The 16,261-nt window shown below is 69.3% G+C and carries 13 protein-coding genes; 6 read left to right on the top strand and 7 right to left on the bottom strand.

Annotation, left to right across the window (positions count from 1 at the left end):
• The first annotated feature begins 179 nt into the window (after positions 1–179).
• Complete coding sequence (locus JS278_RS13965; RefSeq protein ID WP_114045723.1) at positions 180–977, top strand: type IV toxin-antitoxin system AbiEi family antitoxin domain-containing protein; 798 nt, start codon at positions 180–182, stop codon at positions 975–977.
• Between the two features lie 419 nt (positions 978–1,396).
• Here the strand turns inward: JS278_RS13965 and cydC are convergent, their stop codons facing one another.
• The 4 genes from cydC to JS278_RS13945 all read right to left on the bottom strand — a co-directional run bounded on the left by cydC (position 1,397) and on the right by JS278_RS13945 (position 7,381).
• Entirely contained in the window at positions 1,397–3,094 is a 1,698-nt protein-coding gene (gene cydC / locus JS278_RS13960; RefSeq protein ID WP_114045722.1) for a thiol reductant ABC exporter subunit CydC, read from the bottom strand.
• A complete protein-coding gene (gene cydD, locus JS278_RS13955; RefSeq protein WP_245935327.1) occupies positions 3,091–4,710 on the bottom strand; it encodes a thiol reductant ABC exporter subunit CydD in 1,620 nt (539 codons plus the stop codon). The genes cydC and cydD overlap by 4 nt, the downstream gene beginning before the upstream one ends.
• A 66-nt stretch (positions 4,711–4,776) precedes the next feature.
• On the bottom strand, positions 4,777–5,853 hold the full coding sequence (gene cydB, locus JS278_RS13950; RefSeq protein WP_114045720.1) for a cytochrome d ubiquinol oxidase subunit II: 1,077 nt from the start codon (positions 5,851–5,853) through the stop codon (positions 4,777–4,779).
• 13 nt (positions 5,854–5,866) lie between these two features.
• Positions 5,867–7,381: a cytochrome ubiquinol oxidase subunit I gene (locus JS278_RS13945; RefSeq protein ID WP_114045719.1), complete on the bottom strand. Its 1,515-nt coding sequence runs from the start codon at positions 7,379–7,381 to the stop codon at positions 5,867–5,869.
• Between the two features lie 169 nt (positions 7,382–7,550).
• On the opposite strand from JS278_RS13945, the gene JS278_RS13940 reads away from it, so the two are divergent.
• Both JS278_RS13940 and JS278_RS13935 read left to right on the top strand, forming a co-directional pair.
• Positions 7,551–7,982: a BlaI/MecI/CopY family transcriptional regulator gene (locus JS278_RS13940; protein WP_114045718.1), complete on the top strand. Its 432-nt coding sequence runs from the start codon at positions 7,551–7,553 to the stop codon at positions 7,980–7,982.
• Between the two features lie 35 nt (positions 7,983–8,017).
• Entirely contained in the window at positions 8,018–9,592 is a 1,575-nt protein-coding gene (locus tag JS278_RS13935; protein WP_147243230.1) for a helix-turn-helix transcriptional regulator, read from the top strand.
• Between the two features lie 173 nt (positions 9,593–9,765).
• Here JS278_RS13935 and JS278_RS13930 read toward each other — a convergent pair whose 3' ends face one another.
• The 3 genes from JS278_RS13930 to JS278_RS15905 all read right to left on the bottom strand — a co-directional run bounded on the left by JS278_RS13930 (position 9,766) and on the right by JS278_RS15905 (position 12,580).
• Positions 9,766–10,269, bottom strand: coding sequence for a flavin reductase family protein (locus JS278_RS13930; RefSeq protein ID WP_114045716.1), 504 nt, complete (start codon positions 10,267–10,269; stop codon positions 9,766–9,768).
• A 398-nt stretch (positions 10,270–10,667) separates the two neighbouring features.
• Entirely contained in the window at positions 10,668–12,281 is a 1,614-nt protein-coding gene (locus tag JS278_RS13925; RefSeq protein ID WP_245935123.1) for an APC family permease, read from the bottom strand.
• Positions 12,282–12,364: 83 nt separating this feature from the next.
• Positions 12,365–12,580 (bottom strand): hypothetical protein, encoded by a 216-nt coding sequence (locus JS278_RS15905; protein WP_147243228.1) that lies wholly within the window; start codon positions 12,578–12,580, stop codon positions 12,365–12,367.
• A 118-nt stretch (positions 12,581–12,698) separates the two neighbouring features.
• Here JS278_RS15905 and JS278_RS13920 point away from each other — a divergent pair, with 118 nt between their 5' ends.
• The 3 genes from JS278_RS13920 to JS278_RS13910 all read left to right on the top strand — a co-directional run bounded on the left by JS278_RS13920 (position 12,699) and on the right by JS278_RS13910 (position 16,167).
• Positions 12,699–13,136, top strand: a complete 438-nt coding sequence (locus JS278_RS13920) for a pilus assembly protein CpaE (protein ID WP_114045715.1) — start codon at positions 12,699–12,701, stop codon at positions 13,134–13,136.
• Between the two features lie 250 nt (positions 13,137–13,386).
• Entirely contained in the window at positions 13,387–14,856 is a 1,470-nt protein-coding gene (locus JS278_RS13915) for a DHA2 family efflux MFS transporter permease subunit (protein ID WP_181833746.1), read from the top strand.
• A gap of 168 nt (positions 14,857–15,024) precedes the next feature.
• Positions 15,025–16,167 (top strand): iron-containing alcohol dehydrogenase, encoded by a 1,143-nt coding sequence (locus tag JS278_RS13910; protein WP_114045713.1) that lies wholly within the window; start codon positions 15,025–15,027, stop codon positions 16,165–16,167.
• The last annotated feature ends 94 nt before the right edge of the window (positions 16,168–16,261 follow it).

Genomic DNA, 16,261 nt, shown 5'->3' with positions numbered 1-16,261 from the left:
GTGGGATCTGGCGGTCGTGAGGCCGCCTGACAGGTGAGGACGCGCCTCGGGCGCCGTTCCGGTTCGGCCGGGGCGGCGCCCGAGGTGTGTCCGGACGCTGAGCTTGTTCTCTCGGACCGTTCGGGTTGTTCCCTCAGACCCTTCCCCCGTGGCGCCCGGACCCTTGAGAATGCTGTGTCATGGATCGAGTTTCTCGTCGTCTCGTATTCATCGCCTCTGTCCAGGGCGGAGTCATCACCCGCGAACAGGCGATGGAGTACGGCATGACGTCTGCACAGGTGCGGGCGATGGTTGAGACAGGTCGGTGGCGTCGGCTGGCGCGGGGCGTCTACGCCACCGATCTGCCCGTCTGGGAGCAGCTGGCATGGGCGGGCCTGCTCCAGGCGGGGGAGGGCGCGTGCCTGGGCGGATCGGCAGCCGGATATCTGTACGGGATCAACGGCCAACCCCCGCAGATCGACATCTGGGTCCCACCGGGGCGATCGGTGCCGCGGCGTCGCGACACTCCAGTGCCCAAGCCGGTGGCGAAGGCTGGGAGGTCGGCTTCCGAGACCGGGGGTGATCCTGAGCTGGAACGCCTGGTGCATGAGATGTGGAATCCGTGGCGGTTCCACCAGGGTGTTCGGACTGTCGTCGGGAACCCGCCGCGCTCCTGCGTGGAGGAGACCGTGCTGGATCTCTGTGAGGGCAAGCTGCACAGTCACTTCCGGGAGGAGGACCCCGTGATCTGGTTCCAGCGTTCCTACCCGCCGATGCTCCGCGGCTGGATGAGGGCGGTCATCCGTCCGGTCCTCGACTCGGGACTCACAACGGTGGACAAGCTTCGGAACACTCTCGATGCGAGGCCGCAGATGGAGGGCGGCGTTCTGATCAGGTGGGAACTGGGTCAGATGGAGCAGGGGCTGGCCATCGGTGCGAAGAGGAAAGCGGTGCGGCGCAGGGATCCTCGGGGCAAGGCGCACCCGATCACGGACTGAGCCGATGATGGCGGCAGGTGCACTCTGGCTTCTCCGCCCTCAAGAGCATGTGGCCCGATTTCACTCATGGGACACTGCGCTCGGCGGAGTGTGTGCGGAGTCGCTTGGGAGGACTCTGCAATTGTGGTGGAGAGGGGTGGACCGAGAGCTGCCCTGATTCCCGTGCAGACCGGCCTTGGACCACGCGGGTGTCCAGCGATGACGACCCCATCCTGATCCCGCCTGCGGACCGGCTGGCACGCGGGCATCCTCACTAATTCGCATGTGTCTGGATGGTGTCGGGCGCACGACCGTTTCGCCACAATTGCAGAGTCTTCCCAAGCGTTTCTGGGCATGCCCGCTGGGGAGAACCATCCCTGGACAGCTAACGCACAGAAACTGGATTCGAGCCATGGAAAATGGCGGGTGCCGGCTTCTGATCACCCGAGGCGGAGCACCTGGTCGCAGCGGCCCATCACGGTCCGGTCGTGCGTGATGACCAGCATGGCGGCGCCCGGTGAGTCCGGTGAGTCCGGCGAGTTCTCGAGCGCGTCCGGCGCCGTGACGGCCCACAGATCGTCCATCAGCGCCGTGGCGGTCTCGGAGTCCAGGTGCTCGGTGGGCTCGTCGAGGATGAGGAGCGGGGACGTGAGTGGGGCCGTGGAGGTGGAGGGAATGGCGCCGCCGGAGGACGGAGTATGGGCGACGAGCACCCGTGCCAGGGCCAGACGCTGCGCCTCCCCACCGGACAGCGTCGCGCCGTCCTCGCCGACCACCCGGTCGGTGGGAATCTCCAGCCCCGCCCGCCGCAGCGCGTCGGCGACCTCACCGTCGGTGGCGTCGCGGGCGCCGATCCGCACATTCTCGGCGACGGTGGTGGCGAAGACGTGGGCGTCCTGGGCGAGGTAGCGCACCCGCCCGGTGGTCTCCACAGAGCCTCCCATCGGGGGGATGAGACCCATCACGGTGGCGGCCAGGGTGGTCTTGCCGATCCCCGACGGGCCGACCACCGCGACCCTCTCCCCGGGCCCGATGTCAAGATCCAGACCGTCGAGCACCCGGGGCCCACCGGGCCAGCCGATCGCCAGATCGCGCGCCCGCAGCGAGGGCTGAGAACCCGCGACCTGTGCCTTGGTGGAGTCCCCTGAGCCCACCGGCTCCTCCTGGAGCACCTCATCGACCCGGCGCAGCGCCGCCGAGGCCCGGGTGAAGGTCTGAGCGGCCGCATTGAAGCTGGAGAAGACCTCGTGCAGGGCCAGCGGAGTGAGCACCAGGACCGCCAGGATCCGTCCGCCCATACGCCCGTCGGCGACCGCCTGTCCTCCGATCAGCAGGGCGCCGATCACCGCGACGCCGGCCGCCACCACCTGGCCGCCGGTGGCCAGGCCGCGCACCCGGGCCGACCTGCGTTCGGCCGCCCGCAACCGCGCATCGACGTCCAGCACGGATGCCAGGGCCTTCTCCTCGGCTCCCAGGGCCACCAGATCGGGAGCCGCGTGAGCCAGCTCCCGGGTGCGGTCGGCCAGCATGCCCCGCAGTGGGACCATCGACGCATCGGCGGTCCGGGACAACCGCTGGGTGAGCCAGGGCATCACGACCCCGGCCAGGATCGCCGAGACGAGCAGCACGGCGGCCGAACCCACCGAGAACCGACCCAGCAGCACCGTCGTCCCGATGATGACCAGAGAGGCGGCGCAGGCGGGCACCACCACCCTCACCACCAGGTCGAGGATCGCCTCGACGTCTGCGGTCACGCGCACCAGCAGGTCCCCGTGACGACGTCCCAGCAGGGTGGTGCGGGAGATGCGGTCGTAGACCCGCATCCGCAGGCCGCCCTGCATGCGCAGCGCCAGGTCGTGGCCGATGAGCCGTTCGGCGTAGCGGAAGACGCCCCGCGAGATGCCGAAGAACCGCACGCCCACCGCGGCCGCCTCCAGGTACAGCACCGGCGGCAGCTCTGCGGCCCGCGACAGCAGCCAGCCGGACACCCCCATCAGCCCGACCGAGGCACCGGATGCGCAGGCCGCCAGGAGCACCGAGAGCACCAGAAGGCGGCGGCCGTGCTCCACGCCGTGCTCGGAGTCGTCGAGGAGGGTGCGCAGCAGGCGGGCGGCGGGGCGCCAGGGGGACGTGTTCACGGGCGCGCCTTCTGTCCGCCCAGGGTGACGACGACGTCGGCCCCCTCCAGCACCGCGGACCGGTGGCTCACTGCCAGCACCGACGTCCCCAGGGCCCGCACCGTCTCCAGCACTGTCGCCTCGGCGGCGTCGTCCAGCCCGGCGGTGGGCTCGTCGAGGACGAGCATCCCGGCCCCGCCCAGTTCGACCCGCAGCAGTGCGCGGGCCATCGCGACCCGGCGTCGTTCCCCGGCCGAGAGGCCCTCGGCGTCGTCGTCGACCCGCTTGTCGAGTGCCAGCGAGTGGGCACCACAGCGGTCCAGTGCGTGACGCAGCTGCTCGTCGGTGGCATCGGCGGCACCCAGCCGCAGGTTGTCGGCCAGGGTGCCTCGGATCATCGCCGGGTCCTGGGAGACGTGGGCCAGATGCCGGCGCCAGACCCGCCAGGTGTCCGGCGACGCGCCGACCAGGTCGACGTCCCCCACCCGGATGCGCCCCGAGTCGGGGGTCAGGAAGCCCAGCAGGCAGTCCAGCGCCGTCGTCTTCCCGCCACCGGAATGGCCCGCCAGCGCCACGAGCGAGCCGGGGTCGATGCGCAGGTCCAGGCCGTCCAGGGCGGGGGCCGCGGTGTCGGGATAGGTGAGGGTCAGGCCTTCGAGGACGACGGGAACGTCGCGGGGGGAGGGCACGTCGATGCCCCCGGGGGAGGAGCCCGTGGTGGGGGAGCAAGCCGGGGCAGACGCGCTCCCGGCCCGGTCGATCACCGCGAAGGCCGCCTCGGCCGCCGCCATGCCGTCGGCGGAGTCGTGAAAGCGCGCCCCCACCTCGCGCACCGGAAGGTACACCTCGGGGGCGAGGATGAGGATGAACAGTGAGGTCTGCAGGTTCATCCCGCCGGCGGCCACCCGGAAACCGACGGTCACCGCCACGAGCGCCACCGACAGGGTGGCCAGCAGCTCCAGGACGAAGGAGGACAGGAAGCTGATCCGCAGGGTCCGCATCGTCTCGGTGCGGTTGGCCCCCTCGGTGCGGCGCAGCCCCTCCAGCTGGGCCCGGGCCCGCCCGAAGACCTGCAGGGTGGGCAGCCCGCTCATCAGGTCCGCGAAGTGGTCGGACAGCCGGGTCGCGACGTGGAACCGCCTGCGCACCGCCGTCTCGGTGCGCCACCCGATGAGCGCCATGAACAGCGGGATCAGCGGGATGGTGACGGCGATGATCACCACGCTCACCACATCCCGGGTGGCGATCGCCACCGCCAGCACCACCGGCACGATGACGGCCAGCACCAGCTGCGGCAGGTACTTCGCGTAGAACCCGTCCAGGGCGTCCAGGCCCGTGGTGATCAGGGTGATGAGGGTCCCCGACGTCGTCGAGGAGTCGGTGGGTCGGGCCAGCCGGGCGCGCAGCAGGTCGCCGCGCAGCTGCGACTTCACCGCCGCCGACGCCCGGTGGGAGAACCATTCGGTGGCCCACGACGTCAATCCCCTGCCGCAGAACACCAGACCCAGCAGCGCGGCCCATCGGCCCACTCCATCCATCGAGTGGGTGGCGAAGACCGAGGAGACCGACCGGGACAGCAGCCACGCCTGGCCGAGTACCAGGACTGCCGTGACCGCCCCGGTGGCGCACAGCGCCACCAGGAAGGGCACGGTGGCCCGGGCCCTGCGGAGCAGCCTCGGATCCAGCGGCGGGGCCACCAGGGATCAGGCCGACGCCGGGGCGATGTCCGAGGGGATGGCTTCCTTCGAGATGCGCTTGCGGAAGACCCAGTAGCTCCAGATCTGGTAGGCCAGCACGAGGGGCAGGAAGATCGAGGTGCTGATGGTCATGATCTTCAGCGTGTAGGGGGTCGACGAGGCGATCCACATGTCGAAGTCGACGCCGACCGGCCGGAAGCCGATATTGCCCCACATCTTGATGAACATGGCCGCCATCATCGCCGTGATCGCGGCCCCGTTGAGCACGAAGGCCAGGCCGTCGCGACCGCGTCCCGACAGGAGCGCGCCGACCACCACGAGCAGCACCGCCAGGATCCCGATCACCCAGGTGAGGGTGTGCTGGAGGGAGCCGGCGGGGGCGTACATCAGATTGAACATGAGCGCCCAGGCGGCCATCACGACGGCCGCCGCCCAGCCCAGTGTCGACGCCGTGCGGCCGGCCCGCTGGTGCATGTGACCGGTGGTCTTCAGCGCCACGAATCCGGCGCCATGGGCGCAGAAGAGCACCACGAAGAGGATCCCGCCGACCAGCGCGAAGGGGGTGAACAGGCCCCAGAAGGAGGTCGTCACCAGCGGTGCGTCGCCGTTGAGGGTCGGGCTGGGCCCCAGGGCGATGCCGCGGACGAAGTTCGCGAATCCGACGCCCAGCACCAGGGTCGGCAGGAAGGAGCCGATGGTGGCCATCGCGTCGAAGGTGGTGCGCCACTGGGAGGACGGGTGCTTGCTGCGGTACTCGAAGGAGACGCCGCGAAGGATGAGCCCGAACAGCACCAGCAGCAGGGGCAGGTACAGGCCGGAGAACATCGTCGCGTACCAGCCGGGGAATGCGGCGAACATGGCGCCGCCGGCGGTGATCAGCCACACCTCGTTGCCGTCCCAGACGGGACCGATGGTGTTGACCATGACGCGGCGGTCGCGGTCGTCCTTGCCCATGAAGGGCAGCAGCATGGCCACCCCGAAGTCGAATCCCTCCAGGAAGAAGAATCCGATCCACAGCACCGAGATGAGGATGAACCACAGCGGGGTGAGCGGGGAATGGGCGATCTCAAGAACGGGAAACATGTCGTCGCACCCCTCAGTAGGCGTAGGACAAGGGTGCGTCCTCGTCCTGGTCGCTGTCGGCCTGGGCCACGTCGGGCAGGCCCTTCTTCATGTACTTCCAGAACAGACCGACCTCCACGACCGCCAGTACGCCGTACAGGACGGTGTAGAGGATGGTCGAGAAGAGCACGGTGCCCGCCGAGACCCCCGGCGAGACCGCCGAGAGGGTGGGCAGGACGCCGGCAACGATCCACGGCTGGCGGCCCATCTCGGTGAAGATCCAGCCGAAGGAGTTCGCGAACAACGGCATCAGCGGGATGAGCACCAGCACGACGCTGAGCCATCGCCGATGCCCGGGGTTGCGGTCCTTCGCCAGCCAGACGAGCATCACCAGTCCCGCGAGGATCGCGATCATGCCCAGGGTGATCATGATCCGGAAGGTCCAGTAGGACACCGGGATGTTCGGCTCCAGCTTGACGCCGTCCTTGGCGACGTGGGACCTCAGCACCTGCTGGTAGGAGGACTGCAGCTCGGTCTGGGTGCCGTCCTTGCGCCGGTAGGTGTACTGGTTGAGGTTGACGTTCTTGAGGTCGTCGATGCCCTTGATCGTCGATCCCCACTTGCCGTTGCCGAGGTAGCCGAGCATGCCGGGCACCTTGATGGCGAAGACCTCCTCGGAGCCGTCCAGGGTCCCGATGGTGAGGATGGAGAAGTCGGAGGTCTCCTGGTAGGCCCCCTCGGCTGCGGCCATCTTCATCGGCTGGGCGTCGGTCATCACCTTGCCCTGGTAGTCGCCGGACACCACGATGCCCAGGCCGGCGATGATGAGCACCCAGGCCCCGAACTTGGTGGCCCAGCGCCAGGTGCGCGCCTCCTCGACCTCGACGGCGTCACTGAGCTGCGAGGTCCGCCGGCCGCGGGCCACCCTCGACAGGTGCCAGAACGCGATCGCGGCCACCAGCGCCCCGGCGACCATGTAGGAGGCCGCCAACTGGTGGAAGATGGTGGCCTTGAACACCGGGTTGGTGAACAGGGCGCCGAAATCGGTGAGCTCGGCGCGGCGCGTCACCGGGTTGTACTTCGCGCCGACCGGGTTCTGCATCCACGAGTTGGCGGCCAGGATGAAGACCGCGGAGACCATGGTGCCGATCGCGGTGAGGTACATGCAGGCCAGGTGGGCCAGCTTCGGCAGCTTGTCCCAGCCGAAGATCCACAGGCCGATGAAGGTGGACTCCATGAAGAAGGCCAGCAGGGCCTCCAGAGCCAGCGGAGCGCCGAAGATGTCGCCGACGAAGCGGGAGTACTCCGACCAGTTCATGCCGAACTGGAACTCCTGGACGATGCCTGTGACCACGCCCAGGGCGAAGTTGATGAGGAAGAGATTCCCGAAGAACTTCGTGAGCTTCAGGTACCCGTCGTTGCTGGTCTTGTACCAGATCGTCTGCAGCACGGCGACCAGCATCGACAGGGCGATGGTGATCGGCACGAAGAGGAAGTGGTAGACCGTCGTGATCCCGAACTGCCATCGGGCGATCAACTGGGCATCCATATGGCGAAACCTACTATTGCCACCGGTAGGAGTCCACGCGACCACGGGTCCACGCGACGCCGTGCCCGGGACGGTGTCGGCCGGCGGCGTCGCAGCCGCACCGGGACGCCCTCCGACATTCGTACTACGTGACGTCGTAACAACGGCCGCAGGTGGCTACACTGGCTCCATGGCCGTACTCGGGGATCTCGAACACCGCATCATGGAGGTGCTGTGGAGCAGGGAGGACCCGATGTCCGTCCGAGACGTCCACGAGGTTCTTCTGACCGACGGCAAGATCGCCTACACCACTGTGATGACGGTTCTCGACCGGCTCGCCAAGAAGAGCGTCGTGGCCCGTCACCAGGAGTCCCGGGCGTGGATCTACCGGCCTGCCCGCTCCAAGGCCGACTTCATGGCCGGGGAGCTCGGACAGGTCCTCGACGAGGCCGGCGCCGACCGCTGCGAGGTCCTCGCCGCCCTGGTGCCCACCCTCGACCCGTCCGAACTCGGAGCCCTGGCCTCGGCCCTGGATCGGGCGGCGTCCGTGCTGGGAGACCGGCCCGCCCGCGAGGGGAGCGGAGCCCGGCGGATCGACGAGATGCAGGAGGTCGCCGAGTAGTCGGTCCGGCCGGTGGAAGACGGGGGTACGACGACGTGGTTGGTGCGGGACGCGACGGCGAGTCGACGGGTGGACAGGCCCGCCCGGGGGACGATGAGTTGCGGCGCGTCGTCGACCTGACGATGCGAGTCTGGTACGCCCTGACCCCCGAACAGGCCAGGAGCACCTACGCCACGCTGCTGCGAGCCCCGACCGACGTCATCGCCTCCGATCCCTATCTCCTCAACGCCTACCTGCTCAGCGGGCACCTGGCCGAGCATCCGGCGACCGAACCGGATCAGCACGCCCTGGTGGAGATGAGCGCCCAGATGACCGGGCTCATGGGCGAGACCCTGAAACGTGCCGGGACGGCCGATGAGATCGTCATGATGGGCAGTGCCCTGCTGATCGGATGCCGCGTCCAGGGCGATCTCGACGCCTCCGAGCGGGCCGGGGACGCCATCCAGCAGCGCCTGGACGAACTCGCCAGGCAGGGCAGGATGGTGAGCCCCCGCTCGTCGAGCAGACCCGGGATGCTCACCATGCAGCGCGGGCTCACCGCCACCCTGCAGGGGGATTTCGGACGGGCGATGCGTCTCTGCTCGAGCGCCTACGGTCAGATGGGCGAACCCCCGTACCGTCATTTCGCCGGGGCCAACGCGGCCGCCAATGCCGCGATGCTCAGTGTTCTGGAGGGCCACGTCGAGCTGGCCCGGATGTGGCTGGGCCGCCTCGAGGCGTTCTCCGACCGGTCCAGCTGGTACAGCTATCTCACCTACCTGGGCGAGTACGTCGCCAGGGCGATGCTGGCCACCGATCGCCTCGACCGCCCGACGGCCGAGGCGGCCCTGGAGATGGCCGGCCCCCAGAGCGCCCAGGCGGAACTGTGGCCGTTCATCGCCGTGGCCCGGAACACCGCCGAACTGGCCTTCGGGGATCCCGTCCTCGCCCACGAGCAGCTGCGCGCCGCTGCATTCGCGCACAATCACAGGCTCAGCGACAGCACCTACTGCGGGCACATCCTGCTGCGCGCCTACCTCAACACCCTGGTGGCCCAGGGAGAGTGCGCGACAGCGGTCCGGCTCGCCGAGAAGGCCGGAGACCCGCCCCGAACCCTGGTGCCGGTGGCCCGGGCCTGTCTGCGCACAGGGCGGTACGAGGACGCCTCCAGGTTGGCCGTCCAGGGCATCCGCAGCGATGACCAGGCGGTGCGCGACATCCGGGAGCTGCGGCTCATCCGCTCGGTGGCGCTGCTGAGAGCGGGACGGTCCGAGGAGGCCGCGCAGGTCTTCGCGGTCTTCCACCGCACCGATGACGAGTTCACCGCCGCGATGCGCGCCAGGATCGGGCCGCAGGATCTCGCCGACCTGACCTCTCTGATCGACGGCGTCGATCCCGCCTCGCCGGGCCCGGTCCGCGACGGACCCGATGCGGTGGCGGCGAGCCTCACGACCGCTGAGATGCATGTGCTCAATCTGCTGGCCGACGGCCGGACGATCGCGCAGGTGGCCGAGGCGTCATTCACCTCGCCCAACACGGTCAAGACCCATGTGAGCGCCATCTACCGCAAGCTCGGCGTCACGAAGCGCGCCGACGCCCTGTGGAAGGCCGAGCAACTGGGGTTGCTCTGAGTTGTCACTGGAGGGGACGACCCCTTCCACGCTTTGCTGTGTGTTGGCTTTGCGTCTCCAACTTCACGTTGGCCCCCTTGCCAGAGGGCCAAAGCAGGAAGTGGAGACGCAAAGCCAACACACAGCGAGATCCAGGTCCCGGGAGGACGGGGATGGGTGTCCGCCGGAACGAGTCACAGCGCGCGGTAGCGGCCCCGGATGTGGTGCAGCGGGGCGGGGTCGTCGGCGATCCCGACATGCCGCAGCGCCCCGGTGACCTGCAGGAGCCAGCCCAGGGGGCGGGTCTCCTCGATCTCGATCCCTGCCCAGGTGCGGTCGGTCAGCCGGGGCCCCCACTGCGAGTCCACCCAGTCGCCGCGGCGGAACGGGCCGCCCAGCGACGGCAGCGCCCCGGAGAAGGTGTCGGAGATCTCCTCGTCGGGGCCGTTGAGCAGGGTGATCGCCGCCCTCCCGGTCTCGGCTATCACCTCGACCAGCTCGGAGTCGACGTTGACCAGCCCGGTGATGCGCCAGGGGTCGCCGGGCACCGCCATCATCGAGGAGACGGTCAGCCCGGCGGCGTCGTCGTCGAGTTCCCCGGCCGCCCAGACCGTGACCCGCGCTCCCAGCCGGCCGCGCAGCTGCCGGGCGGGCTCGTTGACCGGGTCGGCGAAGGGGTTGGTCGAGTGGATGCTCATGACCTCAGCCTGTCACCCGGGTCGCAATCGGGGCCTGTCTGGCAGGCTGGAGGCATGAGCACCGGCTCACCGTGCTGACCACCGATCCGGATGACGTCGACCACATCGAGCTGGTGGGCGGCGAGGGCGGCTTCCCCCCTGGAGGACTGCGGCGGCGTCCACGGCCTGGGTGAGGCGGTGGCGCTGGTGGAGGCGATCGGGCGCGGCGAGAAGCTCACCGAGGACGAGGGGATGTTCGTCGAGGCGTTGTTCGGACAGGAGCCCGGGGAGCGGGAGCGCAGGAGTCTGCTGGAGTTCGACGCGGACGCCGTGCGCCGCGGCCTGGCGCAGATCCCGCTCGACCCGTCGGCATACGCTGGTACCCAGGCTTCGTGGGCCAGGGCCGCTCGACGCCCTGCTCAGAGCCTGGCCGGCTCCTCGGTGTCGTCGATCTGCTCGACGTCATCCCCGGTCGCGCTGTCGGCGACACCGCTGGCAACCGCGGCGTCCGCCTCGACCGGGTTCGGCCTCGACGAGTATCCGAAGGCTCGGCGCAGCCTGGCGCCGCGCAGGTAGCCGACCAGCGACAGGATGACGATGAAGGCGATGGTGCCCAGGGTGAGGGCCTCGAAGGCGGCGTAGGGGACGCCGGATGCCTCGGACAGGTCATGGGGCAGCCCGAGCAGGGCCTCCAGGGTGCCGGGGAAGACAGTCACCCAGGAGCCGAAGGCGATGAGCGCGGTGGTGACGGCGCACATCCCCACGAACACCCAGTTCGGGCCCGGCACCCGGAAGGGACGCTCGGCCTCCGGGAAATGGACCCGCAGCTTGGCGGCCGCCGGGATGATGAGCAGGTAGCTGAACAGGTAGGTGGTGATCGCCACGCCGAGCACCACGTTGAACAGCGAGGCGCTGGAGCCGGTGAGCTGCATCGCGGCCAGCATGAAGGCCGTCGAGACGGCGCCCGACAGCAGGTTGACCCGCACCGGGGTGCCCAGGGTGGGGTGGAACTTTCCGAAGAAGCCGCCGAAGAAGGAGCCGTCGGCCGCCGCCATCGCCTGCATCCTGTCGGACATGATCATCCAGGCCGCGCCCTGGCCGATGTTGGCGCACATGAACAGCGCCACGGCCAGCACCATCATGGCCTCCGACGCCGGCCCGTAAACCGAGAAGACCGTCGAGACGGCGTTGAGCAGCCCGGAGACGCCGTCGATCTGGCTGCGGGGCACCACCAGCAGGATGGTGAACACCGGGATGAGGTAGAAGACGCCGGCCATCGCCGAGGAGCGCAGCACCGAGGCGGAGACGTCGTGCTGGGCGTTCTTCATCTCGCCCGAGGCGCTGGAGGAGCCCTCGAAGCCGAGGAAGGCGAAGATCAGCAGCGGGGTGAGGGTGATGAATCCGCTCATGGTGGGGGAGAAGCTGCCCAGGGTGAGGGTCTGGACGCCGTTCTCGGCGGCGTAGACCCCGGCGGTGATGATGAACAGCACGAGGAAGGTGATCTTGAAGAAGGCCCCGGCGGTGGGGATCCATTTGGCCTTCTTGAGCGACAGGATCGCGGCCAGCACCGTCAACCAGATGAAGATGAGCTTGAAGATGTAGTCGATCGCCGAGCCGGAGGCGAAGTGGGCGATATGATTGCGGGCCGCCTCGGCGTTGAGGAAGGCCATCGACCCGCCCACCCATACCGGCTGGGTGATCCAGGTGAAGGCCGAGGCCACCGCGGCGGCCGGGCGGCCGAAGGCCTTGCGGGTCCACAGGTAGACCCCGCCCTCGCCGACGAAGGCCGATCCGGTCTCGGCGAAGATCAGGGCGTAGGGCACCAGGAAGACGATGATGAGGAAGACCAGCCAGGTGAAGGTCTGGGGGCCTTCAGCCGAGACCGAGCCGAGCATCTCGAGCCCGACCACCGCCGAGACGATGAGGAAGACGATGTCGAACCGGCTGAGGGTTCGTTGCAGGACCTTCGCCTGATCCTGTGCCATCTCGGTGTCTGTGTGTGCAGTGACCTCGCGGGTCCTGACCTCGGCCATGGGTCTCATTTCCTGGTGGTCTCGACAGCCTCGGCTGGGGGCCGGCCGGGGCGGGGCCCCGTGAGGAGGCCCGACGAATCAGTCTAGACGTCGGCTCGGGGGCGGCCCGAACCGGGCTCGCGCTCCTGGCCCACGCCGATCTCGCCGATCCGCGGTTCATCGACTTCGGAGCCGCCCAGCATCTGACCACCGCCTTCACGGTCGGCGGACTCGCGGATGGGGATGGCGATGGGTCTGTTCGGCGGGGGCGTCGCGCTGGTGGTGCTGATTCTCGCGGTGCTGGGGATGACCGGCGTCATCGGTTGACGTCTCACTTCTGGAAGCCGCTGACCGTCGGCCGCTGGTCCCGGCCCCACCGGGGTGCTCAAATGGGGCACGACGTCGCGCAATGACGTCCCCGAGGCGGAGGAGTCGACGATGATCAGCCTGGACCTGGCACGCAGAGTGGCCGATGTCGCCCCGCAGTGGGTGCCCGCCCCCGGGGACCGTTTCGTGATCCCTCGCGAGGGCCTGCTCGACGACGTCTTCATGGTCGCCGAGATGGTGGTGGAGATCGGCCGGGTGGGCGGCCACGGGCTGGTGCGGTTCAACGGCACCACCGAGTGGGCGCTGGATTCCATCGCCCAGGAGGAGATCGTGTGGATCCCCCGCGAGGATCAGCTGAGGAGCTTCCTCGGTGACGCCTTCCAGTCGCTGACGAGGGTGCGCGACCGCTGGGTGGTGACCCTGGAGGAGACGACGCCGACGGCCGTGGGACGGGAGTCCCGGCATTCCGGACCGGACCCCGAGACCGCCTACGCCGGGGCCGTGCTGTGGCTGCTGGGCGGGCCGGGGTTCGGTGCAGCACGCGCCTGATCCCGACGGGGAGCACTTGCTCCCGACACGCCGTCCTTCAGCCCTGCCGGACGCCGTCACGGCGTGTTGGGAGTGATTCCGCCACCGGTGAGGGGTGTCAGGGTGTTCGCTGACGGCGGACTTACGAAGGACGGGACGAAGAGGTTACAGTCACTGACTGCGCCCGCACGCCGACGTTGGACGCACGTCGGGCGCAGCCCGTCGTGCCCTTTGAGCGCAGGTCGACGTGCCCCGAAAGGAAACACCCTCAGTGTCCGTCGACACACGCACACAGTCCTCCACCGCACAGTCCTCCACCGCCGGCACCTCCTCCCAGAAGGTCTCGGGCACGCTCGTCGGCTCGATCGTCGCCACGGCGATCCTGTCCTTCCTGGGCCTGCTGCTGGAGACCGTCGTCAATATCCTCTTCCCGGCTCTCATGAGCGATTTCGGCATCACCATGAGCGCCGTCTCCTGGATGACCACCGGTTACCTGCTCGTCGTCTCGGTCATCATGCCGCTGTCGGGCTATCTGCAGCGCCGGTTCACCGCCCGGTCGCTGTTCATCGTCGCGGCCCTCGCCGTGATGGCCGGTGCCCTGGTGGCCGCCATGGCGCCCACGTACCCGGTGCTGCTCATCGGGCGGCTCCTCCAGGGGGTCGGCACCGGCATCGCCACGCCGCTCATGTTCTCCATCATCATGATGCAGGCCCCCCGCGCCAAGGTCGGCATGCTGATGGGGGTCGGCGGCCTCATCCTGGGCATCGCCCCGGCGCTGGGCCCCACCCTCGGCGGGGCGATCGGCACCCTGGCCGGCTGGCGTCTGATCTTCTGGCTCAACATCCCGCTGCTGGTCATCGCCCTGATCGTGGGCGCCCGCTCCATCCAGCAGGCCACCCCCACCCGCAAGGAGAACCTGGCGATCGGTCAGCTCGTTCTTCTCGCCGTCGGCCTGGTCGGTCTGGTGCTGGGCATCGAGCGGATCGGCGCCCTCGTCAGTTCGGGATCGGCGGGAACCGCGGCCCTGGCCGTCGCGATCGCGACGCCGGTCGTGGGACTGGCCTGCCTGGCGCTCTTCGTGCGCGCCGCCCACCGCTCCGAGCACCCGTTGATCCATCTCAGTGTGCTGCGCGACGGCACCTACGCCTGGAGCCTCGTCGCCTTCGCCTGCCTGCAGTTCATCACCCTGGGGCTGGGCTACCTGCTGCCCACCTACGCGCAGATGTCGATGGGCCGCACCTCCCTGGTCGCCGGTCTCGCGGTGCTGCCGGCAGCTGTCGTCGGGGCGGCCTTCGCACCCTTGGGCGGGGTGATCCTCGACCACGTCGGGGCCCGGGTGCCGATCATGACCGGAGCCGTCGTCGCGCTGGTCGCCACCGTGCTGCTCGCCGTCCTCGGGGTGAGGGTCAACCTCTTCCTGCTGGCGGCCATGTACCTGCTCTTCATGCTCGGCTTCGGGCTGGCCTTCGCCAACACCCAGACCCACGGCATGGCCCACGTGCCCCAGCACCTCACTCCTGACGCCACCGCCATGATGAACACCTGCCAGCAGTTCGCCGGAGCCCTGTCGATGACGGTGCTGTCGACCATCGTGGCGGTGCGTCAGAGCAGTCTGACCGCCGGGACCGCCGCCTTCCAGGACGGCACCCGGAGCGGCTCGGCCGGCGGTCTGGCCGTCCTCGTGGCGGTGGCCCTCGTCGTCCTGGTCGCCGAGAATATGGGGCTGAGGAAGCGGAGGTGAGTGGGGTCGGCCCGTCCCGTGGCTGAGTTCTGCCACCCGGCGGCCGCGATGTGGAATATCCCCTCGGCGTCCCCCAGGTGGCCGGACTCATCGGTATCCGGGGTCGAGGCTCGACTGCCGGGCAGGCATGATGGGCATGACCGACAGGGCTGTGTGAGAGGAAGACCGATGGAGTTCAACTTCGCGACCGCTGGGCGGATCGTCTTCGGAGCCGGACGATTCAAGGAGCTTCCCGGCCTGGTCGCCGGATTCGGGCCGCGCGTGATGCTGGTGACCGGCAGCCACGCCGCCCGGTTGCCCGGGCTCGAGGTGCTCGGCGAGGAGCGGGTGCGCGTGCTCAGCCACGGCGAGCCGACCATCCCGCAGGTGACCGACGCCGTGGCCTCTGCCCGCGAGTTCGCCCCCGATGTCATCGTCGCGGTGGGCGGGGGATCGGCCATCGACACCGCCAAATCGGTCGGGATCCTGGCCCGCAACGAGGGATCGGTCCTCGACCACATCGAGGTCGTCGGCCGCGGCGTCCCCCTCGAACCCCGGTCCATCCCCGTGGTGGCCTGCCCGACCACCTCCGGAGCCGGCGCCGAGGTGACGGCCAATTCGCCGATCATCTCTCCCGAGCACGGCATCAAGGCCAGCCTGCGCTCGCCGGCCATGCTCCCTGACATCGCCCTGGTCGATCCGGAGCTGACCGTCGACTGCCCGCCGTCGGTGACCGCCGCCTCCGGATTCGACGCCCTCACCCAGTGCCTGGAGCCCTATGTCTCGGTCAAGGCCAATGTGCTCACCGACCAGCTGGCCGCCGAGGGCATGCGCCGGGCCGCCTCCGGGCTGCGCCGAGCCTGGTCCGACGGCTCCGACGTCGAGGCCCGCACCGACATGAGCCTGTGCTCGCTGTTCGGCGGCCTGAGCCTCGCCAACGCCAAGCTGGGTGCCGCCCACGGCCTGGCCGCCCCGCTGGGAGGGATGACCGGGGCCGCCCACGGCGACATCTGCGCGGCCGTGCTGGCTGCCGCCACACGGGTCAATGTGGAATCGATGATCCGCCGCGACTTCGACAACCCGGCGCTGCGCAAGTACGACCGGGCCGCGCGGATTCTGACGGGCACCCATGCCGCGAAGGCCGCTGACGGCGTCGAATGGATCGCCGACATCGTCGCCGACCTCCAGGTGCCCGGGCTGGAGACCCTCGGCCTGGACCGCTCGCAGATCGACGAGGCCGCCGACGCCGCGATGCGGGCCTCCTCGATGAAGGGCAACCCCATCGAACTCACCCACGACGAGGTGGCCGAGATCATCAACGCCTCGATGTGACCAGGCGCAGCGACCCCCGCACCACTCTCACCACTTTCACCGCTCCGGCCATGCTGTGTGCTCGCTTTGCGTCTCCAACTCTGCGTTGGCCCTC

Source organism: Acidipropionibacterium virtanenii, from assembly GCF_003325455.1.
Taxonomy (GTDB): domain Bacteria; phylum Actinomycetota; class Actinomycetes; order Propionibacteriales; family Propionibacteriaceae; genus Acidipropionibacterium; species Acidipropionibacterium virtanenii.
Note: the sequence above shows the minus strand (reverse complement) of the source record. Positions and strands in the feature narration are given on the sequence as shown.

Excerpts from the sequence above, each read along its gene's own strand:
- JS278_RS13910 (WP_114045713.1), top strand. The coding sequence starts at position 15,025 with ATGGAGTTCAACTTCGCGACCGCTGGGCGGATCGTCTTCGGAGCCGGA.
- JS278_RS13920 (WP_114045715.1), top strand. The coding sequence starts at position 12,699 with ATGATCAGCCTGGACCTGGCACGCAGAGTGGCCGATGTCGCCCCGCAG.
- JS278_RS13940 (WP_114045718.1), top strand. The coding sequence starts at position 7,551 with ATGGCCGTACTCGGGGATCTCGAACACCGCATCATGGAGGTGCTGTGG.
- JS278_RS15905 (WP_147243228.1), bottom strand. The coding sequence starts at position 12,580 with ATGACGCCGGTCATCCCCAGCACCGCGAGAATCAGCACCACCAGCGCG.
- JS278_RS13945 (WP_114045719.1), bottom strand. The coding sequence starts at position 7,381 with ATGGATGCCCAGTTGATCGCCCGATGGCAGTTCGGGATCACGACGGTC.
- cydB (WP_114045720.1), bottom strand. The coding sequence starts at position 5,853 with ATGTTTCCCGTTCTTGAGATCGCCCATTCCCCGCTCACCCCGCTGTGG.
- JS278_RS13965 (WP_114045723.1), top strand. The coding sequence starts at position 180 with ATGGATCGAGTTTCTCGTCGTCTCGTATTCATCGCCTCTGTCCAGGGC.
- JS278_RS13925 (WP_245935123.1), bottom strand. The coding sequence starts at position 12,281 with ATGGCCGAGGTCAGGACCCGCGAGGTCACTGCACACACAGACACCGAG.
- JS278_RS13930 (WP_114045716.1), bottom strand. The coding sequence starts at position 10,269 with ATGAGCATCCACTCGACCAACCCCTTCGCCGACCCGGTCAACGAGCCC.